Here is a 24,372-nt window from a genome sequence, read left to right as displayed (position 1 = left end):
TTAAGACTTCAAATTAATATTGTATTTTCGTGAAAAATTAAATCAAATGGCGGATCAAAAAAGTGTTTTTTTAGAAACTCATAATATCAATAACAGAGCTGGCGGTTTGGGAACTTTTAATTATGAACTAATTAAAGGTTTATCTGAATTGGAATTTGATGATCTTAAACTAACATTGAATGCCTCTGATACTAAACTTCTTGAGAGTGAATTTGGCAAAAAATTCAACTACAATAAGTACAGCAGTTTATCGAGAATGAAATTTTTTAGAATTCGTAAAAAATACGATTTGTGGCATTCTGTAAATCAAAATATAAAGGTTGAACCTTATACTTGTAAAAAATATTTATTGACGATTCATGATGTAAATTTTACTGAAGAAGTGTCTGCAGATATAAATCATAAAAGAAATAAGCTTTTTTTAGAAAAACTAAACAAAGCAACTGCAATAACTTATATATCAGAGTTTTCAAAAAAACAAACGCACCAATATTTTGATGTTCCAAATGTACCGGAATATGTTATTTATAACGGAAACCCGATTACAAATTTAATCGACACTTCTACATATGTCGCTGATGTTCCTGTTGACAAACCATTTTTTTATACTATAGGTGATTTTATCGAGAGAAAAAACTATGAGTCTATCATTAATATGATGAAATTAATAAAAGACTATAATTTGATTATCTCTGGTAACAATAACAAAAAATATGGTGAAGAAATAAAAAAACTAATCAGTGATAACGGACTAACAAATCAGGTTTTTTTAACCGGAAAAGTGACAAATGAAGGCAAACAGTTTTTTATGAAAAACTGCACAGCATTTCTTTTCCCTTCTATTAGAGAAGGATTTGGTTTGCCGCCAATTGAAGCAATGAGTTTTGGAAAACCAACTTTTTTGTCTGATAAAACTTCACTGCCGGAAATTGGAGGAAGTGCCGCAAAATACTGGTCTAATTTTGACCCTGAATATATGAAGTCGGTATTATTTGAAGGATTAAACAATTTTGAGAATAATAAAGAGGAATACGAAACAATATTTAAGGAAAGAGCTGCAAGTTTTAACTGGAAAACTGCCGCTGCTGAGTATTTAGAAGTTTATAGAAATATTCTAAAATAATATTTCTATTATAAAAACACACAAATAGTCAAAGCCATAATTCAATAATTTTCAACTGATTACAATACTATACAAATCATGCATATAACTCTGGTAAGTCTCGATAATTTAGGAATGAACGCCTATATTGCCGCAAATCTGGAAAAACAAGGACATATTGTACATCATATTAATTTTAAACATTATAAGTACAAATATCCTTCTGTATTTCACAAAGTGTATAATTTTATTTTAAAAGCTTTTTTTAAAACAAATTTAAAACACCAGAATCACGGGAAAGAAATAGTAAAAGAATTACAGAAAAACAATCAAATTCAAGATGTAATCCTTACGATTAAAGGTGATTTTATAGATCCAAAAAGTATCTTAGAATTTAGAAAATTTGCTAAAAAAACAATCGGTTTTTTTAATGATAATATCGAGCGTTGCCCTAATATAAAAAGAGTTATTCCTTGCTTCGATGAAGTTTATTCATTCGAGAAAGAAGACTGCGAAAAATTTGATCTTAAATTTGCTCCCAATTGGATTTACACCAATATTGACGAAACTGCGGATAAAAATAATTTTGAATATGATGTTTTTACAATTGGTTCAATCGATAAAAGATTACCCATTTTAGTACGAATAGCCGAAGAATTAAAATCTAAACAAATCAATTTTAAGTTTATTACCTATTCAAAAAAACATAAACCTACTGATGGTACTATTACTTACATCAATAAATTTATACCATTATCAGAAGTAGATCAGTACATAAGCCGGTCAAAAGTTTTATTAGACATCAATAGAGCCGGACAAATGGGGTTAACTTTTAGGGTTTTTGAAAGTTTAGGTTTAGAAAAAAAACTTATTACAACAAACTCAGATATCAAAAATTACGATTTTTACAACCCAAATAACATTCTTGTTATAGATGAAAAAAATCCTGTTATTCCTGTAGATTTTTTCCAAAACGAATATGAAAAAATTCCCGATTCAATCTTTAATAAATACACTTTAGAAGGTTGGGTTGATAATGTTATATTCAAAAATCAACAGTAACAAACTTAAAAAATAAATTAAATCCTGTCAAAATCAACTCATTTGATTTCGACAGGATTTTTTCTTTAGGCTTCAATTTAATCCTTTAACACATTAACCAACAATACGTTACGATATTATGATTTTATTAATGAAATTCATAATATAAGAAAGAGAAATTTTACAATATTATTCTTTCAATTTTGTTATATCATTTATTATGTTTGCAAAAAAATAATACCACTAAACCGCCGCTTTAAATAATTGTAGTATGGTGCTATTCAAACATGTAATAAATGAATTTCACCATTATCGCCTTTTTACTCCCTATATTAGTTGTTCTAGTTGTATCTGTTTTGCTTGTAAATAAACTAGTAAAAACAGATCTAAGTGAGATTCGCTATCCTGAAATTGATGGATTACGAGGTTATTTAGCCTTTTTTGTTTTCCTGCACCATAGTTATATCTGGCAGGTATTTTTAAAAACTGAAAACTGGGAAGATCCTAAATCGAATTTATTCAATCAATTTGGCGAAACAACAGTTGTATTCTTTTTTATCATTACCGCTTTCTTATTTACATCTAAGTTAATCCATAATAAAACAGGAGAAATTGATTGGTCTGATTATCTTAAATCAAGGTTTTTCAGGCTTTTTCCTATGTATTTTTTCTCTGTAATCATTATTTTTATTTTAGCTGCCTGTTTAACTCAATTTACAATACGAGTACCTTTTATCGAAAACCTGAAAAGCGTACTATCATGGTTATTCTTTAACGTAAGTAAAAACAACTCTAACTTAAACGGCTTAGAAGATACTTTTATACTAAATGCCGGAATCACATGGACATTGCCTTATGAATGGACATTTTATTTTTTATTACCACTTATCGCTTTATGGTTTAAAATAAAGGTCAACTTAAAAGCAGTGCTGGGTTTTACAGCTGCAGCAGCAATAATTATGATTATAAACAAATCATCTTTAAGACATTTTATGCCATTTGTGGGCGGCATTATTGTTGCTTTCTTAATCAATGCCAAAAAATTTGAAGTCGTTTTAAAGCAAAAAAAATATACCGTTTTAGCGATTGTATTATTAGCACTTTCAGTATATTTTTTTAATGGCGGAAGAAAACCAATTCAGATTATTATAACATCAACTGTATTTTTGATTATTGCATCAGGAAACAACTTTTTTGGAATTTTATCCAGTGCATTTTCTCGAAAATTTGGACAAATAACATATAGTTTATATTTGTTACACGGTATTTTACTCTTCATTATATTCTATTATATAATTGGTTTTGAAAGAGCAAAAATGCTAACCAATTCTGAGTTTTGGCTCATTATTATAGCATCGATTTTTCCTCTTATTCTTGTTTGCCAGCTTACATTTAAATACATCGAATTGCCTTTAATGTCTCTTTTCAAGAAAATAAAATAGACCAAATTGCAATAATTATCTATTCTGTTAACTCAGGAAAATAATTCATCCTCTTTTTATTTATACCTTTGTATCTTAATTTAGCATGCAAAAACAAGTATATAATTTACAGAATGAACGAAGAAATAATAAAAGCATACGAGGTCATCAAAGAGGGCGGAATCATTCTTTATCCTACTGATACTGTTTGGGGAATTGGTTGTGACGCTACAAATCCTGAAGCTGTAGCCAAAATATACAAACTCAAGCAACGTGCAGAAACTCAAAGCATGATTGTATTGATGAATGGGGAAAAAATGATGTACAATGTGTTTAAAAATATCCCTGAAGTAGCCTGGCAAATTTTAGATTTATCAGAAAAACCAACAACTTTAATCTTAGACGAACCCAGAAATGTTGCTCCAAATATTATAGCTGCAGACAATTCATTGGGAATTCGCGTGGTAAAAGAGCCTTTTTGCTTTAAATTATTAGAGCGAATGAAAAAACCTTTAGTTTCAACATCTGCAAATATTTCGGGACAACCTACTCCAATTGCCTTTAAAGATATTAATCCTGAAATCGTGAAAGGTGTTGATTATGTGGTTAATCTGTATCACGATAAAGTAGCCGGAAAACCTTCAACAATTATAAAATTGACAAAAGATTCTCAAGTAAAAGTGATTCGTAAATAGTTTGAATTGCAGATTTTAGATTATAAATCATTTAAAATCTGCAAAAAACTAAGCTTCCCAGAATCTCATATTCTTAGAAATTTTATAAGCTAAATGCTTTTCAAACTCTCAATTAACCAATCAATATCTTCTTTGGTATTGTAATGACTAAATGAAATTCGAAGATTTGGCAGTTTTAAATCTTCCTCAGACAGCATTTCTTTTAAAACGTGAGAAGGTTTTATGCTTCCGGACTGACACGCACTTCCTCTCGATACGGCAATTCCTTTCATGTCTAAACTAAACAAAAGCATCGATGTTTTATCTGCAGAAAAAGGTAAAATGATATTGATGATATTATAAAAATCATCTTTTTTACCATTTATTCTAAAGCCTGGAAAATGGTTTTCTAATTGATCAATCAGATACATTTTCAACTCAGATATGTATTTTCTTTCCTGATCTAAATTTTCGTAAGAAAGGGATAGAGCTTTTGCCATTCCCGCAATTTGATGTACAGCTTCAGTTCCTGCGCGAAGTCCTTTTTCTTGTTCTCCGCCAAAAATAAGAGGCTGTAATCCTGAATTTTTTCGAATAAAAGCAAATCCAATGCCTTTTGGACCATGAAATTTATGCGCACTTGCCACTATAAAATCAAGTGGATTTTTTTGCAGATCAATTTCCATTTTACCAACAGACTGTACTGTATCCGAATGAAATAAAACACCATATTGCTTGCAAATAACCCCAACTCTATCAAGATTCAGAATAGTTCCGGTTTCGTTGTTTACATGCATTAAACTCACAATAGTCTTTTTTTCCTGAGACAATAAATTAGACAAATGCGTTAAATCGATACTTCCGTCCGCGTTTATATTCACATAATCGACCTGAACATTATACTCAGATTCTAATACCAAAACAGTATGCAAAACGGCGTGATGTTCGATTTTTGACGTAATGATACGCTCTATTTTAAGATCTTCGACTGCAGAACGCAAAATCCAGTTATCAGCTTCAGTTCCTCCTGAAGTAAAAATAATTTCTTGTGCAGAACAATTTAAATGCTTGGCAATACTTTTTCTGGAAAGCTCTAAAATAGTCTTTCCATTTCTTCCAAAACTGTGTGTAGAAGACGGATTACCAAAATCTTCTGCCATAACTTTTGTCATTTCCTGAATCACTTCAGGACGCATAGCAGTTGTAGAGGCGTTATCGAGGTATACTTTTTTCATTAGTGCAAAGTTATGAAATATCAATTGTCTAATCTTAAATATCATTTGCGAAATTTTTCACTATTTTTGACGTCAAATAAAATTACGATGAAAAAATATGCAAGCCTTCTATTATTCGCGCTATTACTAAACGGCTGCGATGACGGTGATTTAAAAGTAGACACAATTGATTTTGATGATACGAGCATTGTATCTCAAAGCTGTGATCCGCTGACCAATAATCTAATATACAGACTAAAATCTCAGGAATCTTTGCTGATTCAATTACCAGACGATAAAATTATCAATGATCCAACAGTAGCAAATACACCTTTAATTTATGATATTGACAATACAACGTATCGTGTTGTGTACAGGGCTTATGATGGTACTGTCGCTACGGCAAATATTTGTGGGGCAATACCGCCAACATCACCAAAAGTAACAGAAGAATGGCAGGCAACCGCAGGACAAATAGTAATCGTTACTACACAAGATTTTACTACTGCAGACGATGGTAGTACTAAAATTACAGGATATACTCATAATATCACTTTTAAAAACATTACCTTTTTGAAACCTTCAGGACCACAGGTTGAAGAAGAATTTAGTTTTGGTGATTTTAAAACAACCGTTACTCCGGTAGTAGTAAGTTTTACAGATGAAAATGCAGATTACTGTCCGGATACAAAGAAAATTTACAACGATAATACGGTATCTTCTTTAGTTCTTGAAAACTTAGCCGATGGTTTGATTGTAAATGAAGCCACTCCTACAGGTAAACCAAGAACTAATTTAATCAATGCAAACGGTGCAAATAAACTTTATTACAGAACGTATAGCGGTGCTTTGCCGGCAGACACTCAAAGTTATTTTTGTACAGAAAAAACACCAACAACACCTGCAATATTAGAGACATGGTTTGGTCAGGACGGGGCAGTAAATGTAAGTGGAATAATTGAAGTTACGACGACAAACGACCTTAAAGTTTTTAGACATAAAGTTGTTCTTAGAAATGCAACTCTTCAAAAAGGGAACAGTACTTTTAAACTGGCAACTACATTTTTATTAGGAACAGTAACTACAATTGCGCCGTAATTTATAATTAATATACGGATATGAAATACGATTTTATATCCTACAAAAAACGTCTGTTTTTCAAGCTAATTTCAATATGGAATTAGAAAGAAAAACAGACGTTTTTTTATGCTTAAAAAGTAACGAACCAAGACTTAAAAAAACAAATTATTTATTGTTTTGTCTAAAATAAACTTCAGTGGCACCTAAGCCATATTTTTGATAATTGGCATCCTGAAAATCAATTCCGTCATAACGGCCTAATAAAAAATCAAGTTCTGCTTTTAGAATTCCTTCGCCAACACCATGAATAAAAACAATTTTTGGAATCCTGTTTCTGATCGCAAATTCAATGTGTCTTTTTGCAGTTTCAGTTTGTAAAGTCAGGATATCATAATTTGACATTCCGCGTTTATTAGGAACCAGTTTTTCAATATGCAAATCAAATTCCGGAGCCGCTATTTCACGTTTATCCTTCTTTTCCTTGACAAAACTTCTCGGTTTTGGCTCTGTTTTCTCTTTTGTAATCTCATCTAAATCAATTCTTTTAATAGAATTCATTAAATTACTGGAATCCTGAATTTTAAGCAATTCATTGACAAAAAATGTCATCATGAATCCATCCTCAGTTTCTATCAAAACTTCTTTATCTTTTACAGAAACTACTGTTCCGTTTATGGCTTCGTCCAGGACGGAAACCTTATCTCCTTTAGTCAACATCGTGTTCTTCTTTTTCTTGATTTTTACTTGGTGTTTTTGCACTCAACTGCATCATTCCATACATGAAAACCGCAATTGCAATTACCATTATATAGATATTTTTTTCTGCTGAAACCTGCTCGTATAACGCAACCGAAATCGCAAGAATCATTATTAAAATTTTAAAAGCTTTCATATTTAAATAGATCAGAATTCAAAAGTATGAAACTTTAAAATAGTAGTTCTACTCTCTTTAAATCATAACACGTTTTTTTTTATTCCATTAAATAAAAACCAACTTTTAAAATCCAGAAAAACATATCGTTTTTCTTGTGTTAAAAACAGCTTTAAACCATAAATTCAAAAGTCTGTTTTTAAGCTATTTTATTCTTACTTTTTACGCTGTTATTTTATAGTTTCAAAATCTTAAATTCTGTTTTAAAATTTATACATTTTAAATTAAACATTTTATTTATAATGATATTCCAAATAAAAAACCTCTTGAAAATCCTGTTCATAAAATATCATTTTTTGATATCTAATAACAAAATTCAAAAGAGGTATTAAAACTTTATTTTTGTAAGAATTTATTTTTTAATCTGATTCAGAATATCGTTCATCATTTCGATTTGTACTTTCTGGATTTCAATTAATTCTTGTTGCTGATGCATAATCAAATGATCAATTTTATCATGGATCATTCTAATTTCCAATTCAGATTTCAGGTTAATCATATAATCTTTTTTAGCACGGTTTCGATCTTTTTCTTCCTGACGGTTTTGACTCATCATAATTACCGGAGCTTGCAATGCAGCAATACAAGACAAAATCAAATTCAGCAAAATAAACGGATAAGGATCAAAACCTTTGTTGACCAGAATATAAACATTGGCACCAATCCAGACGATTATAAAAAGTAAAAACGAAATAATAAAAGTCCAGCTTCCGCCAAAGTCTGCAACTTTATCAGCGATTTTTTGACCAAAACTTCTTTTCTCTTCTTCATCTTCAACAATGCTTACTATTGATTTATCTTCTTTAAGAGATGTGATTACACTTTTTTCAAGATCAGACAATGTTCCAATTTCTGTAGATAAATAGTTCGATACGTATTTTTGGCGATATTCATTCAACTCTTTTACCGCAATACAATCACTATCATTAAAAGCAGGATAATCTTTAATTATAAGCCCTAAAATAGGATCGTGAATAGATTTTCCCCAAATTTTCTCACTTTCAGGAAAAGAAAGATTAGAAATAGCACTTTTAAAAGTCGAATTATTTTTCATTTTATAATTTTTACTGGCTAATTTACGCATTTAACTTCTTAAGAATCATATAAAAAATACTGACTTAAATTTCTTTTTTTTATCACAAATACAATTTTCAGAACAAAATTTCTTTAGGGAATTCGTGTCCTTATTTACAAAAAACGCACTACTTTTAGCGTTTTAAATTATCCACTCAATTTTACAATTGTGACCAAAGAGACTATCATACAAAATATCAAAGCTTTAAAAAGCCATTCAAATATAAACTACGGAATCAAAACCAAAACTGAAGATTTTACCGAGAAGCTTTTCTACACCCTTTTTGATTCGAATGCAGATTTAGACAAAAGTATCGATGAACTTGAAATTTGCTTTAAAGAAATTGCCGTTTTAGCCTGCAAAAAACCACAAAACTTATGCGAATCAATCTGGGACAGATATTTGGAAAAATTACCCGGAGTTCTCGAAAAACTAAATCAGGATGCAGCCTATATTTTAGAAAACGATCCTGCATCAAATAGTATCGATGAAGTTTATTTGGGCTATCCCGGTTTTTTTGCAATTGCAATTTACAGACTGAGCCACGAATTGTATCAGCTCGATTTATTGTTATTTTCAAGATTAATGAGCGAATATGCACATAGAATCACCGGAACTGATATTCATGCAGGCGCAGATATTGCTTCGCCATTTTTTATTGATCACGCAACAGGAATTGTTATTGGTGAAACGACAGTGATTAAAAAACATGTAAAAATTTATCAGGGTGTTACTCTGGGAGCTTTGAGCGTAAGCAAAGAAATGAAAAATGCAAAAAGGCACCCAACTGTAGAAGCAAATGTTTGCATTTATGCGAATGCGACAATTTTAGGAGGCGGAACTATTATTGGCAAAAACAGTATCGTGGGAGGAAATGCCTGGGTTACCAAATCAATCCCCGAAGGTTCTATTGTAACCAACACAACTACAACTGAAGTTAAAATAAAAGAAATAAAATGAACGCACAGAAATTGCTTAACCTGATTGGAAATACTCCGTTGATGGAAACTGTCAATCTGGTTAAAAATAAAAATGTAAAACTTTTACTAAAGTTAGAAGGAAATAATCCCGGCGGAAGCGTAAAAGACAGAGCTGCTTACAACATGATTGCTGCTGCCCTTGAAAGAGGCGATATTAAAAAAGGCGATAAACTAATTGAAGCAACAAGCGGTAATACCGGAATTGCCCTGGCGATGATCGCACAATTGTTTCAGATAGAGATCGAACTGATCCTGCCGGAAGATTCTACAAAAGAAAGAACTCAAACAATGCGTGCTTATGGCGCTACGGTGATTTTAACGCCTGCAAGCGAAGGAATTATTGGTTCAAGGGACTACGCCGACAAAAAAGTAGCAGATGGCGGTTATATCATGCTAAATCAATTTGCAAATGATGACAACTGGAAAGCGCACTATAAAACTACAGGTCCTGAAATCTGGAATGATACTGACGGAACTGTAACCCATTTTGTTTCGGCAATGGGAACAACCGGAACTATCATAGGAACTTCGACTTATTTAAAAGAAAAAAATCCGGCAATTCAAATTATTGGCGCACAACCAAGCGACGGATCCCAGATTCCGGGAATCCGCAAATGGCCACAAGAATACCTGCCTAAAATATTTGATGCCTCAAAAGTGGACTCTGTTATAGATGTCAGCGAAGAAGAAGCCCGTCAAATGACCAAAAGATTAGCCCTCGAAGAAGGTGTTTTTGCAGGAATGAGCAGCGGAGGTTCTGTTGCCGTTGCCCTAAAAATTGCAGAACAACTTGAATCAGGAGTAATAGTTGCCGTTATCTGCGATCGTGGCGATCGATATTTGTCTTCGGATTTATTTGATTGAAAAAAAGTTTCTAAGGTTCTGAGTTACTAAGTTGCTAAGATTTATTTTGAAAAATATCTTAAAAAAACCTAGTAACTCAGAACCTTAGAAAACTTAGCATCTTAAAAAATCTACGGGTACAAAAAAGACGCACTGCTGTGCGTCTCTACAAAAAACCTTTGAACCTTAAAAAAAATGATCTACAGAAAACTAGGAAAAACAAACTTCAATATATCCGAAATCTCACTTGGCACCTGGCAAGTTGGAGGAAAATGGGGATCTGCTTTTGATAATAAAACCGCAGACGAACTTTTGAATACTGCAATTGACAATGGTGTAAATTTTATTGACACTGCAGATGTTTATGAAAACGGATTAAGCGAAACAGCTGTTGGAAGAGTTGTTCGTTCAAGGTCTGAACGCATATATGTTGCTACAAAATGCGGGCGCCATATTAATCCTCACGTTAGTGAAGGTTACCAGCCAAAAGTACTGCAGAAATTTGTCGAAGACAGTTTAAAAAGAATGGGATTAGAAACACTGGATCTAATTCAGCTGCACTGTCCTCCTAACGAAGTTTTTTACCGACCTGAAATTTTTGAGCTTTTTGATCGCTTAAAAGATCAGGGCAAAATTTTGAATCTGGGTGTTAGCGTAGAAAAAGTCGAAGAAGCCCTGAAAGCAATTGAATATTCGAATGTAACAACAGTACAGATTATTTTTAATTTGTTTCGTCAACGTCCTTCTCAGTTATTTTTCTCTGAAGCCAGAAAGAAAGATATTGGGATTATTGCGAGAGTTCCTTTAGCAAGCGGACTTTTAACTGGTAAATTTGATGTAAAAACTACTTTTGACCCTCAGGATCATCGTAATTTTAATCGCAACGGAGATGCTTTTGATAAAGGAGAAACTTTTTCAGGAATAGACTATGAATTGGGTTTAAAAGCCGTTGAAAAACTAAAAGCATTATTTCCTGAAACCACAAACCTTGCTCCTATTGCCCTACAATGGATTTTAAGTTTTAAAGATATCAGCTGTATTATTCCCGGAGCTTCGACAGCAAATCATGTGTTGTCTAATTTATCTGTTTATGATTTACCGGAATTAACTGCTGAAAAAATTGCTGCAATGAATAATATCTACGAAGAATATATTAAGCCTTCTGTACATCAGCTTTGGTAAGTTTTAAAGAAAACTGATTTATAAATACATTCAAATAAAAATCCTCGTTTCAGTATAAACTAAAACGAGGATTTTTTATTTTTTATAGTGACACATTAAATTTCAAACTCAATTCTAAATTCGGCACCTTTGTTTTTGCCTTCACTTGTTGCACTAAGTTTTCCTTTATTTTTTTCGATGATCTTTTTACATAAATATAAACCAATTCCGGTCGAAGATTCGTTTGCAGTTCCCAATCGGCTCATTTTGGTAAATTTCTTGAATAATTCATCAATCTGATTTTTATCAAAACCAATTCCTTTATCAGCAACAGTAATGATTAGTTTAGAATTTTCATTGTAAATCCGAACCTTAACTTCACTGTCGAAATAAGAAAATTTGATTGCGTTACTAATTAAATTTACCAAAACCTGAATCAGCAAACCTTCATCAAGCCTTAGTTTAGCTTCGACAAGCTCTAAAGTTAAATTTAATTTTATATTTTTATCTATCAAACGCTGTTCGACCTGTTCATTAATAAAAGGCAAAATTCCCGGAAATAAAATCGTTCTTATTTCCTGATTCCCTTTTACTACACGATCCTGTTCCTGCAATAATTTGATAAAATTTTCGATGTATCGGAATTGTAAATTGGTCGATTCACAAATAAGTTCTGCCAATTGTGTGATCGAATCAGATGGATGTTCACTTATAATTAATTTTGCCAGACCCTGAGGATTTCCTGCAAAATTTTTTAAATCGTGCGAAAGCATATAAATCAAATCCTGTTTCTCGTTTATAAAACTTTCGGCCTCATAAATAGATTCCTGAATATTACACAACAGCAATCCGGCTTCATCCGTATATTCTGTTGGTAAAATTGACAGTTTTCTATTATTCCTGTAATCATCTAATGATTTTGAAGCAATAGAAATAGGCTTAATAAGCTGATTTAAAACCACCAGTGTTATCAAAGTAGCCAGTAAAGTCATAATTAGAGAAAAAACCAAAATCGAAGTAGGCGAAACACTATGGTTATAATAAAGGACAAAAAACAAAATTCCGATAAGGGGAATATGTATTCCTATAAATGCAACAAATAAAAATTTGAACGCATAACTTTTTTTCAAAAAGCTAATTTGTGAAAGATTATGATACAACTTCATAAAAACATAACAATCTATAAATTAAAAATAGCAGATTTGGGCGAATTGCTAAAAACAAAGTTAACTTTTAAAGTCAATTAAAATAATAAATTAAACAATTTGATAAAATATTTGAAAAATTAAATTTGAAAAAGTTTACAAACCCTTATTTTTGCGCTATGGGAAGAAAAAATACAGACAAAGTTGTCTTTCATCAAATTCAGGTTCTGGATGCCGGAGCAAAAGGAGTATCAGTAGCAAAAGCTCCTGACGGAAAAGTAATCTTTATCCCGAACGTGGTTCCGGGTGATGTAGTTGACGTGCAGACTTTCAAGAAAAGAAAAGCCTATTATGAAGGTAAAGCCGTAAAATTTCATGAATTATCAGAACATCGCATTGAACCTATTTGCGATCATTTTGGAGTTTGTGGTGGATGTAAATGGCAAAATATGAAATACAGCCAACAGCTGTATTACAAACAAAACGAGGTAAAAAATCATTTGCAGCGTATAGGAAAAGTTGAACTTCCTGAATTCGAAACTATTTTGGGTTCAGAAAAACAATTTTTCTATAGAAATAAAATGGAGTTTTCATTCTCGAACAGCCGTTGGTTAACAGAGAAAGAAATCGAAAGCACTGAGGATTTAGGAAACAGAAATGCTTTAGGATTTCATATCCCAAAAATGTGGGATAAAATTCTTGACATTCAAAAATGTTACCTGCAGGAAGATCCGTCTAATGCCATTAGAAACGAAATCAGGGATTTTGCAAACGAACATAATCTAGCGTTCTTTAATCCAAGAGAACAATCCGGTTTATTGAGAACTTTTATGATTCGTACGGCTTCGACTGGTGAAATCATGGTTTTGATTCAGTTCTATGAAAATGATAAAAAAAATCGTGAACTTTTATTAGATCATCTTTACGAAAAATTCCCTCAGATTACCTCTTTGCAATATGTCGTAAATTCAAAACAAAACGATACAATTTACGATCAAAACATCAAATTATATAAAGGAAGAGATTATATCCTTGAAGAAATGGAAGGTTTGAAGTTTAGTATTAATGCTAAATCTTTTTACCAAACCAACTCTGATCAGGCTTATGAATTGTATAAAATAACACGTGATTTCGCCGGACTTTCAGGAGACGAAACCGTTTATGATTTATATACAGGAACAGGAACTATTGCTCAGTTTGTCTCTAAAAAAGCAAAAAAAGTAATTGGTGTAGAAAGTGTTCCCGAAGCAATTTTAGATGCTAAAGCAAATGCAGAACGCAATAATATTACGAATTGTGAGTTTTTTGTAGGTGATATGAAAGTCGTATTTAACGAGAGTTTCATCGCACAGCACGGTAAACCAGACGTTATCATTACAGATCCGCCAAGAGATGGTATGCACGCCGCGGTTATTGATCAAATCCTGAAAATTGCTCCTCAAAAAGTAGTTTATGTAAGTTGTAATTCAGCAACACAAGCACGTGATTTAGCTTTAATGGACGAGAAATATAAAGTTACCCGCGTTAGACCGGTTGATATGTTTCCGCAAACGCATCATGTCGAAAATGTTGTACTTTTAGAACTTCGATAACAAAATTTAAATGAAAAAAATAATCTCTCTTCTATTAGTCTTTACTTTTGGTTTATCCAGTTGTGAGAAAGATGATATTTGTGATGCAAATACACCCACTACTCCCAGATTAGTGATTTCGTTTTTTGATATTACAGCTCCAACAGTACCCAAAAATCTAACTAATCTAAAGGTAATTGGCGAAGGACAAACTAATGGAATTATTTTTAACGAAAGCGGCACAGAAATTACAAAATATTTAACCAGTGGCAACACCGTTTCCATTCCGTTAAAAACTGATGCAGACACCGTTACTTATAGTTTTATTTTAGACTCCGGAAATGCAAATCCGGCTGCAATAAATACAGATGTGATTAAATTTAATTATACACGTCAAAATGTATATGTATCAAGAGCTTGTGGTTTTAAAACAATTTTCACTTTAAATCCATCAGTTACTGTACCACCATCAGCCCCATTTGAGCAAACAGATCCAAGTAATGATGGACTATGGATGCAAAGAGTTATTGTTCTACAATCTAACGTCGAATCTGAAAATGAAACACATATTAAAGTATTATTTTAGTTTTTTCTTATTGTTTTCAATGTTTTTGGTTCAAGCCCAGGAAACATCAAAAAAAACAGTAACAAAAGAAGTTGTTAAGGAAAAACCAAAACCTGAAACCGCTAAACCTGCGATCCAGGAAGTACAAAAAGACAGCATCAAAACAGATCGCTACGGTCTTCGCGTAGGAGTTGATTTATACAAACTGACTCGTGGTTTATATGATAAAGATTATAAAGGAATTGAGGTTGTAGGTGATTTTCGTTTAACGAAAAAATACTATATCGCAGCTGAACTTGGTTTTGAGGATAAAACTACAGATGACGACAGATTAAACTCAACAGCAACCGGAACTTATATCAAAGGTGGTTTTGATTACAATACGTACCAAAACTGGCTTGATATGGAGAATCTAATCACAATAGGTTTACGAGGTGGATTTAGTACATTTAGCCAACAATTAAACAGCTATAAAATTTACAACCCAAACCCGTATTGGGGAGAACAGCCGGCAATTGCAGAAGGTCAAAAATATAACGGACTTACGGCGGGATGGCTTGAATTTGCAGCAGGATTAAAAGCAAAAGTATTTAATAATGTTTTTGTGGGATTTGGTGTTCAGCTAAAACTTTTAGTAGCAAATTCTAAACCTTCCGGTTTTGATAATTTGTATATTCCGGGCTTTAACAGAACTTATGACGGAAGTTTTGGAGTAGGTTTCAATTATACTGTTTCTTACTTTATCCCTCTTTACAAGAAAAAAACAATTATTCCTGCTATTACAACAAAAGACACTCCTAAAAAGTAATTTTTGCTAAATGAAAAAATTCATCATTCTGTTACTCTTTAGTCAAATCACTTTTGCGCAAAAAACAATCGTTAAGACCATTTTGCATTTCTCCGGAAAAATAGACAAATATCCTATAGAAATGACCGTTGAATTTATTCAGGGAAAAGATTCTGTTTCAGGAAGCTATTATTATGTAAAAAGCGGTAAAGACAGATCTATTTTTACAAATGGTATTTTAAAAAATGGTGAAATAAAGCTGGAAGAAACTGCTTATACATCTACTAAAACAGGAAATGTCGCTAAAAAAACCGGATCTTTTTTGTTACAGCTCAATAAAGACTATGGATTAAGCGGAATCTGGGAAAATGAAAAAAAAGACAAAAAACTTGAGGTAACACTTACTTGTCTGGAAGATTTAACTTCATTTAATCCAAAAGATTACAGTTATAAACTTAACCAGTACAAAGGAAAAGCCGAAAATATAAATGGAGAATTAGCAGATAATTTCTTAATCAGCAAACTCGACATTTACAATTCGAAAAAAGAAATAGTACAAACACTTTCCCGTTTTAATAAAGTGATTTATGAAAAAGATGGAGAAGTAGAATTAGAAGACCTAAATTTTGACGGTCTTTTAGACATCAAGATCCCAATCTATTTCCCGGACCGAATTAAGTATGATGGTGGTTTTCTTTATTTTGTTTACGATAAAACGAAAAAACAATTTATTAGAAACATAAAACTCGAAGAATTAGAATATTTATTCTTCGATCAAAAAAATAAAGAGTTTGTTAAATATGAAGCCGATGGAAGCGGAAACGAAACTGACAAACATTATAAATGGTTAAATAACAATTTCTATTTAATCAAAAAAGTTGAAAGTTTCGAAGACAAAGACAAAACTACTTATACTGAATATGAGATCAAAAACAATAAATCAGTAAAAGTCAAAGAATATCAAAAATAAAAAAAGCCATGAATCTATTAATTTAAATTCATGGCTTTTAAGTTATGTTCTAATTTTATGACAATTGAAATTCAATAGCTGCATTTGAATGTATTAAGGCAGTATCAAAAACCGGAACAGAAACATCTTCTGGTTTTATTACTAAAGGAATCTCGGTACAACCTAAAATAATTCCCTCTGCTCCCTCTTTTATCAACTGATTGGCAATTTCTAAATAACGTTTCTTAGTTTCATCCGTTACAAGACCTTTTCCTAACTCTTCAAAAATTGTAGTGTGAATAAAATCTTTATCATCTTCACTCTGAGGAATAATAGCTTCGATTCCCTGATCGATAAGTTTGTCTTTAAAAAAATCAAGTTCCATAGTAAACTTAGTTCCTAACAAACCCACCTTTTTTAATCCTTGTTTCTTAATTGCTGTAGCCGTTGCAGAAGCGATATTAATAATAGGCAAATCAATTTCCTTTTCGAGCCTGTCAGCAATAAAATGCATTGTATTTGCACATAAAACTATTGCCGTTGCACCGCCTTCTTTAAGAAATTGGCAACCTTTTAAAAGCATATTAAAAGTAGAATCCCAATCGTTGGCATCATTATTCTTTTTTATATCAGCATAATTAAAAGAGTAAATCAAACATTCTGAAAAGTTAAGACCTCCCAGTTTATCATTTATACCCTCATTTATAAGTTTGTAATAATCAGCAGTAGAAACCCAGCTAATTCCGCCTATAAGTCCAATTATCTTCATATAAAATCAAATTAATTATCCTATTTCTCTAATTCCTTTTATAAAAATCCATTTCATAAAAAGTTTTTCACCGTCTTTGGTTTTCACCGACTGAAACTTAGGCGAAATCAAAGTCGCCACAATAAAAGCCGTCATCGGGATCCAAAACCCCGTTAATCCTGTATACATTGCCACTAAATATCTTCCTAAAATAAATAGAATCGCAAAACATCCTAATTGGTATAAAAAAGCTCTTACTTGTAATTTTGACATTTTTTTTGAGTTGCTAAGGTTCTGAGTTGCTAAGTTTCTAAGCTTTTCTTTTAGAACTTATCCTTTCGAACCTAAATTTATATTTTTTGAGTTGCTAAGATTCTAAGATACTAAGTTAAAATCTTAGTAACTTAGAATCTTAGCGCCTTAGAATCTTAATTATTATTCATTAACCTGAAACTTTGTTCTCTTACTTCCTTCGTACATTTCGTATTTTACCAAACGTGCTTCAAGACTTGCATTAAAAAGTTTGATTTTTCTTGAAGGTTTTAGTCCCACAAATTTCAATGCTTCCAGATTTGCAGTAATAAACCAGGCATTTGTTCCCGGATAGCTTTTCTTTAAAGTATCTCCAATATTTTTGTAGAATTCTTCCATATGAATATCCAGACGCTCATCATAAGGCGGGTTAAAAACCATATGCAACTTTCCTTCAACATCTTTTTCTGTATCAAAGAAATTTTCTTCCTTTATAGTAACATAATCTTCAAGATTGGCATTTCTAATATTATCTTTTGCTTTGTTGACAGCACTTGGCGCCTTATCAAAACCTTTGATCGTATAATGAAATTCTTTAGTTTTCTTCATTAAACTGTTTATAATTTGTTCAAACAAATCATTATCCCAGTCTTTCCATTTTTCAAAAGCAAATTCTTTACGGTTAATATTTGCCGGAATATTACAGGCAATCATAGCTGCCTCAGCAAGGAACGTTCCTGAACCACACATTGGGTCTAAAAAGTGACTTTGTCCTTCCCAACCTGATAATAACAAAATTCCTGCTGCTAAAACCTCGTTGATAGGCGCAATATTGGTAGCCGTTCTGTAACCACGTTGGTGCAATGAATTTCCGGATGTATCTAATGCAACAGAGACCTGATCTTTATCGATATGAATGTTGATTCTTAAATCAGGAAAAGCCTTATCAATACTTGGGCGTTGTCCCGTTCTTTCTCTAAACTGATCTACAATCGCATCTTTACATTTTTGAGAAACAAACTCAGAGTGATTAAAATAGGTAGAATGCACCGTTGCATCAATCACAAAAGTTTGATTGGCATTTAGTAATTTTGACCAGTTTACGCCCGAAATTCCTTTATATAATGCTTGTTCATTATTAGCTCTAAACGAGTAAATAGGTTTTAAAACCTTAAGCGCAGTACGCAACGATAAATTAGCTTTATACATAAAACCTTTATCGCCCTTAAAGCTTACCATTCGCACTCCTTTTTCGACATCCTGAGCACCAAGATCCCTTAATTCTTTTTCTAATATCTCTTCAAAACCAAAAAAACATTTGGCTATCATTCTAAAATTTTCTTCCATCTTTATTTTTGTATTAAAAAACAACTCCAATCGCAGACGCAATCTGATTATTCAGGTATCGTAACGAAATAGTTATTTTTCGGCAAAAATACACTAAATTTGCGGGACTTTGAATTAATTGAAATAGAATAAATGTCTGAAGCACCAAACTCATCAACACCAAATCAGGAGCGTAACACCGAAAATTGGTTTACTTCATGGTTTGACACTCCTTATTACCACATACTTTATAAAGACCGAAATTATCGCGAAGCGCAGATTTTCATGGATAATCTTACCCATTATCTAAACCTGCCTGAAAAAGCAAAAGTTCTTGATTTAGCCTGCGGAAAAGGACGTCATTCTATTTATTTAAATCAATTAGGATTCAATGTCTTAGGCGCTGATTTATCTGAAAACAGCATTGCCGAAGCCAGCAAAAACAGCAACGAAACCCTGCATTTTAAAGTGCACGATATGCGCGAGCCTTTTGAAGAAAAGTTTGATGCCATTTTTAATTTGTTTACCAGTTTTGGCTATTTTGAAAGTGACGAGGATAACCTGACCACCCTAAAAGCCATAAAAGAAAGTTTAACTGAATATGGTTTTGCCGTAATCGATTTTATGAACGTGGCGAATGTTATCGAAACCCTAGTTCCCGAAGAAGTAAAAACTGTTGACGGTATCGATTTTAAAATAAAAAGATACGTTCAGGACGGACATATTTTTAAAGAAATAGATTTTGAAGATCAAGGCAGAAATTATCACTTTACCGAAAAAGTGAAAGCTTTAACCCTTAAGGATTTTGAAGAATTAATGGCCGAAGCAGGAATTTTTCTATTAGATATTTTTGGCGATTATAAACTCAAAAAGTTTCACAAAACCGAAAGCGAACGATTAATCATGATTTTTAAATAGGTTTAATTGTTTAACTGTTAATTTGTTTAATCGTTAAAAAATGTAACAATTATTCGATTAACCGATTAAACAAATCAACGATTACACCAAAACGAAATGAACTATCTATTACCCTTATTTTCTGTACTTTTAGGTTATGTTGTGGCTTTATTTTTAAAACCAAAAAGCAAAACCAATCTAAAATTATTGCTGGCCTTTAGTGGTTCATTTTTATTATCGTTAACCGTAATGCATTTATTGCCGGAAGTTTACGAAACACACAATCACAATATTGGAATTTTTATCATGGTCGGGATTTTGTTCCAGATCATACTCGAATTTTTCTCAAAAGGCGCTGAACACGGGCACGTTCACGGACATGCTCAAATGAGCCAGATTCCGTGGTTGCTTTTTATCAGTTTGTGTATTCACGCTTTTTTAGAAGGTTTTCCGGTAAGCCATCATCATGGTTTAGCACTTGGGATCGCCATTCATCACCTGCCAATTGCAGTAATTCTGACTACTTTTTTTATCAATGCAAACCTTAATAAAAAAGCCATTTTTGCGTTCATGCTAACCTTTGCCGTTATGACACCGCTTGGTACGGTTGCATCTCAATATCTTGCTTTTTTAAATGAATATTATACAGAGATTACCGCAATCGTAATTGGTATTTTATTTCATATTTCGTCTACGATTATTTTCGAAAGCAGCGAAGGACATAAATTCAATATAGCAAAAGTTTCTATGATTGTTCTGGGAATTTTATTGGCATTTATGTTATAATCAGGGCATGACCCTATTTACAAAATGCGCTATTTAACAAACCGCTTATTTGCGCCTTTCGCAAATACGGTCGGGCTATCCGCACTACTTCGGTAGTTTACTCCCATCCCTCACGCAACAACACTTTAAGTAAAAATCATTTTCAGGAGATTCAAAAAACTTTGTAACTTTGAGACTTTGCAACTTACAACCTAAAAAACAAAATGACATTTACTAAAACCACAGAACAAGCCTCAAAATACGAACATTTAGAAAAAATGTCAGTTCATGAGTTGCTTACCAATATCAATCAGGAAGACAAAACCGTTCCTAACGCAGTCGAAAAAGCCATACCACAAATCGAAGCTCTTGTAGCACAAGTTGTAGCTAAATTAAAACTGGGAGGACGAATTTTCTATATCGGCGCCGGAACATCAGGACGTTTGGGTGTTGTTGATGCCTCAGAATGTCCGCCTACTTTTGGAGTTCCTTTTGATTTAGTAAACGGAATCATTGCCGGTGGAGACACTGCAATTCGTCGTGCCGTAGAAAATGCCGAAGATAATGCCACACAAGCCTGGATCGATTTACAAAACAATAATATTGGTGCAAATGATGTCGTAATTGGTATTGCAGCTTCAGGAACAACTCCCTATGTTATTGGCGGTTTAGAAACTTGTAATCAAAATAATATCCTTACGGGTTGTATTACCAACAATGCAGGAAGTCCATTAGCATTAACTGCTCAATTTCCAGTTGAAGTTGTTGTAGGTCCTGAATTTGTTACCGGAAGTTCCAGAATGAAAGCCGGAACAGCACAAAAATTAGTGCTTAACATGATTTCTACCGCCGCTATGATCCAACTTGGTAAAGTAAAAGGAAACAAAATGGTCGACATGCAACTTAGCAATATTAAATTAGTAGATCGCGGTGTAAAAATGATCATGGAAGAAATTCCTGTTTCATACGAAGAAGGATCTGAATTACTAAAAAAATACGGCAGTGTGCGAAATGCTGTCGACAATTATAAAAAATAGAAAGGTTCTTTGTAAAATTTGAGATGATTTTTTATAACACAAAATTTGTCATTTCGAAGAATGAGAAATCACACAAGAAACTCCGCAATGTATATTTTCAATCTTTGTCGATTTACGAGTGTGATTTCTCATTCTTCGAAATGACAAGATTGCGATAAACCTGAAACTAAAAAAACCTGAAACTTGAAACTTTTCAAAACCTGAAACTTTTCAAAACCTGAAACAAAAAATTATGGCAACAAATAAAGAATTACTAGGAAAAGGAATTAAATATATGTCAGGTTCATTGCCTCTATTATTTATTGGACCTACTTTGATTTATAACGCCTTTATGAATCAGCATACAAACTGGCATTATTTAGTTCTGGGAATTGGAATTGTGGCTTGTTTAAGCGCCATGTTTTTGATTTTTTACGGATTGAAAATTATTATGAAAGGTTTGTTTAATGACTAATCCTTTAAAGTAATTAAAAAAACCCGACAGGTTTTAAAAACCTGTCGGGTTTATCACCTAATATAATTTAAAATCTTCATCCAATATATCATGGAAAGCCTAATTCACATTCAGAAAACCTTTGAAAAAGTCATTTATATTGACAAAAAAATAAACAATCGGGAGTTTGAAGATTGTGTTTTTAAAAACTGTGATTTTTCAAATAGTAATTTTGCCTACAATACTTTTTTAGACTGCGAATTTATTGACTGCAATTTGTCAATGACCAGTTTATTTGGTACGAATTTAAAAAATGTGAGTTTCAAGAATTGCAAAATTTTAGGAATCGCCTTTAACGAATGTGATGATTTCTTATTTCAGGTTTATTTTGAAGAAAGTGTTTTAGATTATGCCATTTTTTCGAATAAAAAAATGCCTAAAACCAAGTTTATCAATTGTTCCGTAAGAGAAGTTACTTTTATAGGAACCAACTTAACAAGTTCGGTTTTTGATAATTGTAATTTAGAAGGAGCTATTTTTAATGATACACAATTGGCAGCTGTAGATTTTAGAACGGCTTACAATTACAAAATAGATCCGGAATTTAACCCCATGCGAAAAGCACAATTTTCGAATGACGGAATTGTCGGGCTTTTAGATAAATACGATATTAAAATTGTTTAGAAAGTGCCACAATTTTTACAAATTACATTCTATATAGAAACGATTAAATTTTAATTCGTGAAAATTTGTGAAATTCGTGGCTAAAAAATCAACTATGGAAGCAACCGAATCTTATTTAGAAAGCGTTAAAAAGCAATTTTTATATTATAAAATGCTGGGCGAAAAAGCAATAGAACAGTTAGAACCTCATCAGCTTTTTGTTTCCGTAAACGAAGATACGAATAGTATTGCTGCCATAATCAAACATGTTTCCGGTAATATGCTTTCGCGCTGGACAGATTTCCTGACTTCTGATGGTGAAAAAGAATGGCGCAATCGCGATGCTGAATTCGAAAATGATTTACAATCTAAAGAAGAAGTTATACTGGTTTGGAACAAAGGCTGGGATTGTTTTCTAAATACTTTAAACAGCTTAAAACCGGAACAACTCTCAGACATTATATACATTCGCAATGAAGGTCATACAGTTATTGAAGCCATAAATCGTCAACTGGCACATTATCCATATCATGTTGGGCAGATTGTTTTTTATGCGAAACAATTAAAAAATAGCAGTTGGAACAGTTTATCGATCCCCAGAAATAAATCAGGAAATTATAATGCCGAAAAATTTGCCAAGGAAAAAGAAATCAAGAACTTTACCGATGATGAATTAAAGAGATTAAAATAACAATTGTTATATTTATTTTGGAACTATAAATATGAAAGACGACAAAAACGAATCACATCATTTCTTGCCTAGTGGAGAATGGGAAGGATTTTATTGTTATTCTAATTCGCCTAACCAACACAAAATGTCTATTGAATTAAGTTTTACAAACTCGATTGTTTCCGGTTCAGGAATTGACGATGTAGCCCCGTTTCGATGGAATGGTTCTTATAATTTGGAACAGTTTAAGCTTAAAATGGTTAAAACCTATTCAACGCATATTATTAATTATGCCGGAGATATTGACGAAAATGGTATATGGGGGCTTTGGGATAATCCGGAAGATTTGAGTGGATTTGATGAATTTGGCCCCGCCCTTTTACAAAATATAAAAGCGATGACTCACGGAGGTTTTCATATCTGGCCAAAAGCATCCAAAAGTGAATCTAAAGAAGAAATTAGAGAGGAAGTAAAAGAATCTAAAAAATTAAAAGAATTTTATATCCAAAAAATCTAAACATAAATATACCAGCCCTGATTGTCCTGAAGTATCCGAAGATATAAGAGATTAGAATAAAAAGCAGGAAAGAGCCAAAAAAAACAAAACAGTTAAAATGAAAAAAATTATATTCTTATTACCTTTATTAGCCTTAGTATCCTGTTATGATGCTGAACACAATTGTAAAGATTTTAAAAACGGAAAATTCAAATTTGAATTTGATGTAAATGGGGTAAAAAAAACAACCATTTTTGAACGTAAAGACGGTATCGAAATCGAAACTTTTGAAGGTAAAACAGATACCTCAACAGTTCGTTGGGTTAGTGATTGCGAATATATCTTGCAAAAGAAACATCCCAAAAATATGGCTGAGGAAAAAGCAATCAGCATGAAAATTTTAACAACCTCTAAAAATTCTTATACGTTTGAGTTTGGAATGGTAGGTTCTGATCAAAAACAACGCGGTACGGTTTTTAAAACAGAGTAAGAAAACGTGAAATAACAAAGTTCCTTTTTAGGGACTTTTTTTTTGTCTTCAAGTTA

The 24,372-nt window shown here is 32.3% G+C and carries 28 protein-coding genes; 20 read left to right on the top strand and 8 right to left on the bottom strand.

The annotated features are described in order from the left end of the window. The first annotated feature begins 46 nt into the window (after positions 1–46). The 4 genes from ASF10_RS15475 (at position 47) to ASF10_RS15460 (ending at position 4,259) form a co-directional block, all read left to right on the top strand. Positions 47–1,123 (top strand): glycosyltransferase family 4 protein, encoded by a 1,077-nt coding sequence (locus ASF10_RS15475; protein WP_056250761.1) that lies wholly within the window; start codon positions 47–49, stop codon positions 1,121–1,123. 78 nt (positions 1,124–1,201) lie between these two features. Further along, positions 1,202–2,164, top strand: coding sequence for a hypothetical protein (locus ASF10_RS15470; protein ID WP_056250759.1), 963 nt, complete (start codon positions 1,202–1,204; stop codon positions 2,162–2,164). 275 nt (positions 2,165–2,439) lie between these two features. Further along, positions 2,440–3,585, top strand: a complete 1,146-nt coding sequence (locus ASF10_RS15465; RefSeq protein WP_056250757.1) for an acyltransferase family protein — start codon at positions 2,440–2,442, stop codon at positions 3,583–3,585. A 113-nt stretch (positions 3,586–3,698) separates the two neighbouring features. Then, entirely contained in the window at positions 3,699–4,259 is a 561-nt protein-coding gene (locus ASF10_RS15460) for an L-threonylcarbamoyladenylate synthase (protein ID WP_055098141.1), read from the top strand. An 89-nt stretch (positions 4,260–4,348) separates the two neighbouring features. Here the strand turns inward: ASF10_RS15460 and ASF10_RS15455 are convergent, their stop codons facing one another. Then, entirely contained in the window at positions 4,349–5,473 is a 1,125-nt protein-coding gene (locus ASF10_RS15455; RefSeq protein WP_056250756.1) for a cysteine desulfurase family protein, read from the bottom strand. An 87-nt stretch (positions 5,474–5,560) separates the two neighbouring features. On the opposite strand from ASF10_RS15455, the gene ASF10_RS15450 reads away from it, so the two are divergent. Then, on the top strand, positions 5,561–6,550 hold the full coding sequence (locus ASF10_RS15450; RefSeq protein ID WP_056250753.1) for a hypothetical protein: 990 nt from the start codon (positions 5,561–5,563) through the stop codon (positions 6,548–6,550). Positions 6,551–6,697: 147 nt separating this feature from the next. Here the strand turns inward: ASF10_RS15450 and ASF10_RS15445 are convergent, their stop codons facing one another. From ASF10_RS15445 to ASF10_RS15435, 3 genes are all read right to left on the bottom strand, one after another. Beyond that, positions 6,698–7,249: a Smr/MutS family protein gene (locus tag ASF10_RS15445; RefSeq protein ID WP_056250750.1), complete on the bottom strand. Its 552-nt coding sequence runs from the start codon at positions 7,247–7,249 to the stop codon at positions 6,698–6,700. Further along, the gene (locus ASF10_RS15440; protein ID WP_056250749.1) at positions 7,239–7,424 is read right to left on the bottom strand and encodes a hypothetical protein; all 186 of its coding nucleotides are present in this window, start codon (positions 7,422–7,424) and stop codon (positions 7,239–7,241) included. Before ASF10_RS15440 ends, ASF10_RS15445 begins: the two co-directional genes overlap by 11 nt. A gap of 391 nt (positions 7,425–7,815) precedes the next feature. Next, entirely contained in the window at positions 7,816–8,517 is a 702-nt protein-coding gene (locus tag ASF10_RS15435) for a DUF1003 domain-containing protein (protein ID WP_056252186.1), read from the bottom strand. A 189-nt stretch (positions 8,518–8,706) separates the two neighbouring features. On the opposite strand from ASF10_RS15435, the gene ASF10_RS15430 reads away from it, so the two are divergent. The 3 genes from ASF10_RS15430 (at position 8,707) to ASF10_RS15420 (ending at position 11,543) form a co-directional block, all read left to right on the top strand. After that, complete coding sequence (locus ASF10_RS15430) at positions 8,707–9,498, top strand: serine O-acetyltransferase (RefSeq protein WP_056250747.1); 792 nt, start codon at positions 8,707–8,709, stop codon at positions 9,496–9,498. Next, entirely contained in the window at positions 9,495–10,382 is an 888-nt protein-coding gene (cysM, locus tag ASF10_RS15425; RefSeq protein ID WP_056250744.1) for a cysteine synthase CysM, read from the top strand. The genes ASF10_RS15430 and cysM overlap by 4 nt, the downstream gene beginning before the upstream one ends. 174 nt (positions 10,383–10,556) lie before the next feature. Further along, entirely contained in the window at positions 10,557–11,543 is a 987-nt protein-coding gene (locus tag ASF10_RS15420; RefSeq protein WP_056250742.1) for an aldo/keto reductase, read from the top strand. Between the two features lie 95 nt (positions 11,544–11,638). Here ASF10_RS15420 and ASF10_RS15415 read toward each other — a convergent pair whose 3' ends face one another. Next, a complete protein-coding gene (locus tag ASF10_RS15415; protein ID WP_241774967.1) occupies positions 11,639–12,514 on the bottom strand; it encodes a sensor histidine kinase in 876 nt (291 codons plus the stop codon). Positions 12,515–12,846: 332 nt separating this feature from the next. On the opposite strand from ASF10_RS15415, the gene rlmD reads away from it, so the two are divergent. Genes rlmD through ASF10_RS15395 form a run of 4 tightly spaced genes read left to right on the top strand, consistent with a single transcriptional unit; the run spans position 12,847 to position 16,560 of the window. Then, positions 12,847–14,259, top strand: coding sequence for a 23S rRNA (uracil(1939)-C(5))-methyltransferase RlmD (rlmD, locus tag ASF10_RS15410; protein WP_056250738.1), 1,413 nt, complete (start codon positions 12,847–12,849; stop codon positions 14,257–14,259). Between the two features lie 10 nt (positions 14,260–14,269). After that, a complete protein-coding gene (locus tag ASF10_RS15405; protein WP_056250735.1) occupies positions 14,270–14,824 on the top strand; it encodes a DUF6452 family protein in 555 nt (184 codons plus the stop codon). Beyond that, complete coding sequence (locus ASF10_RS15400) at positions 14,796–15,611, top strand: DUF6048 family protein (protein WP_056250733.1); 816 nt, start codon at positions 14,796–14,798, stop codon at positions 15,609–15,611. Before ASF10_RS15405 ends, ASF10_RS15400 begins: the two co-directional genes overlap by 29 nt. A gap of 10 nt (positions 15,612–15,621) precedes the next feature. Further along, positions 15,622–16,560, top strand: a complete 939-nt coding sequence (locus ASF10_RS15395; protein ID WP_056250732.1) for an XAC2610-related protein — start codon at positions 15,622–15,624, stop codon at positions 16,558–16,560. Positions 16,561–16,615: 55 nt separating this feature from the next. On the opposite strand, the gene ASF10_RS15390 is transcribed toward ASF10_RS15395, so the two are convergent. The 3 genes from ASF10_RS15390 to ASF10_RS15380 all read right to left on the bottom strand — a co-directional run bounded on the left by ASF10_RS15390 (position 16,616) and on the right by ASF10_RS15380 (position 18,886). Next, the gene (locus ASF10_RS15390; protein ID WP_056250731.1) at positions 16,616–17,308 is read right to left on the bottom strand and encodes an aspartate/glutamate racemase family protein; all 693 of its coding nucleotides are present in this window, start codon (positions 17,306–17,308) and stop codon (positions 16,616–16,618) included. 15 nt (positions 17,309–17,323) lie between these two features. Next, on the bottom strand, positions 17,324–17,560 hold the full coding sequence (locus ASF10_RS15385; RefSeq protein ID WP_056250730.1) for a hypothetical protein: 237 nt from the start codon (positions 17,558–17,560) through the stop codon (positions 17,324–17,326). A gap of 162 nt (positions 17,561–17,722) precedes the next feature. After that, positions 17,723–18,886 (bottom strand): class I SAM-dependent RNA methyltransferase, encoded by a 1,164-nt coding sequence (locus ASF10_RS15380; protein ID WP_056250729.1) that lies wholly within the window; start codon positions 18,884–18,886, stop codon positions 17,723–17,725. Between the two features lie 132 nt (positions 18,887–19,018). Between ASF10_RS15380 and ASF10_RS15375 the strand changes: the two genes are divergently transcribed. The 8 genes from ASF10_RS15375 (at position 19,019) to ASF10_RS15340 (ending at position 24,316) form a co-directional block, all read left to right on the top strand. Next, positions 19,019–19,783: a class I SAM-dependent methyltransferase gene (locus tag ASF10_RS15375; protein WP_056250728.1), complete on the top strand. Its 765-nt coding sequence runs from the start codon at positions 19,019–19,021 to the stop codon at positions 19,781–19,783. Between the two features lie 96 nt (positions 19,784–19,879). Continuing rightward, positions 19,880–20,548: a ZIP family metal transporter gene (locus ASF10_RS15370; protein ID WP_056250727.1), complete on the top strand. Its 669-nt coding sequence runs from the start codon at positions 19,880–19,882 to the stop codon at positions 20,546–20,548. Positions 20,549–20,751: 203 nt separating this feature from the next. Beyond that, positions 20,752–21,564: an N-acetylmuramic acid 6-phosphate etherase gene (gene murQ / locus ASF10_RS15365; RefSeq protein WP_056250721.1), complete on the top strand. Its 813-nt coding sequence runs from the start codon at positions 20,752–20,754 to the stop codon at positions 21,562–21,564. Positions 21,565–21,796: 232 nt separating this feature from the next. Further along, the gene (locus tag ASF10_RS15360; RefSeq protein ID WP_056250719.1) at positions 21,797–22,018 is read left to right on the top strand and encodes a DUF6095 family protein; all 222 of its coding nucleotides are present in this window, start codon (positions 21,797–21,799) and stop codon (positions 22,016–22,018) included. A gap of 90 nt (positions 22,019–22,108) precedes the next feature. After that, positions 22,109–22,681, top strand: a complete 573-nt coding sequence (locus tag ASF10_RS15355; RefSeq protein WP_056250717.1) for a pentapeptide repeat-containing protein — start codon at positions 22,109–22,111, stop codon at positions 22,679–22,681. A 94-nt stretch (positions 22,682–22,775) separates the two neighbouring features. Further along, entirely contained in the window at positions 22,776–23,351 is a 576-nt protein-coding gene (locus ASF10_RS15350) for a DUF1572 family protein (protein WP_056250716.1), read from the top strand. Positions 23,352–23,382: 31 nt separating this feature from the next. Continuing rightward, positions 23,383–23,847, top strand: coding sequence for a hypothetical protein (locus tag ASF10_RS15345; RefSeq protein WP_056250714.1), 465 nt, complete (start codon positions 23,383–23,385; stop codon positions 23,845–23,847). A gap of 97 nt (positions 23,848–23,944) precedes the next feature. Next, positions 23,945–24,316 (top strand): hypothetical protein, encoded by a 372-nt coding sequence (locus ASF10_RS15340; protein WP_056250712.1) that lies wholly within the window; start codon positions 23,945–23,947, stop codon positions 24,314–24,316. Positions 24,317–24,372 lie beyond the last annotated feature (56 nt).

This window comes from Flavobacterium sp. Leaf82, from assembly GCF_001422725.1.
Lineage (GTDB): Bacteria > Bacteroidota > Bacteroidia > Flavobacteriales > Flavobacteriaceae > Flavobacterium.
This window is presented reverse-complemented; position numbering and strand designations above follow the sequence as displayed.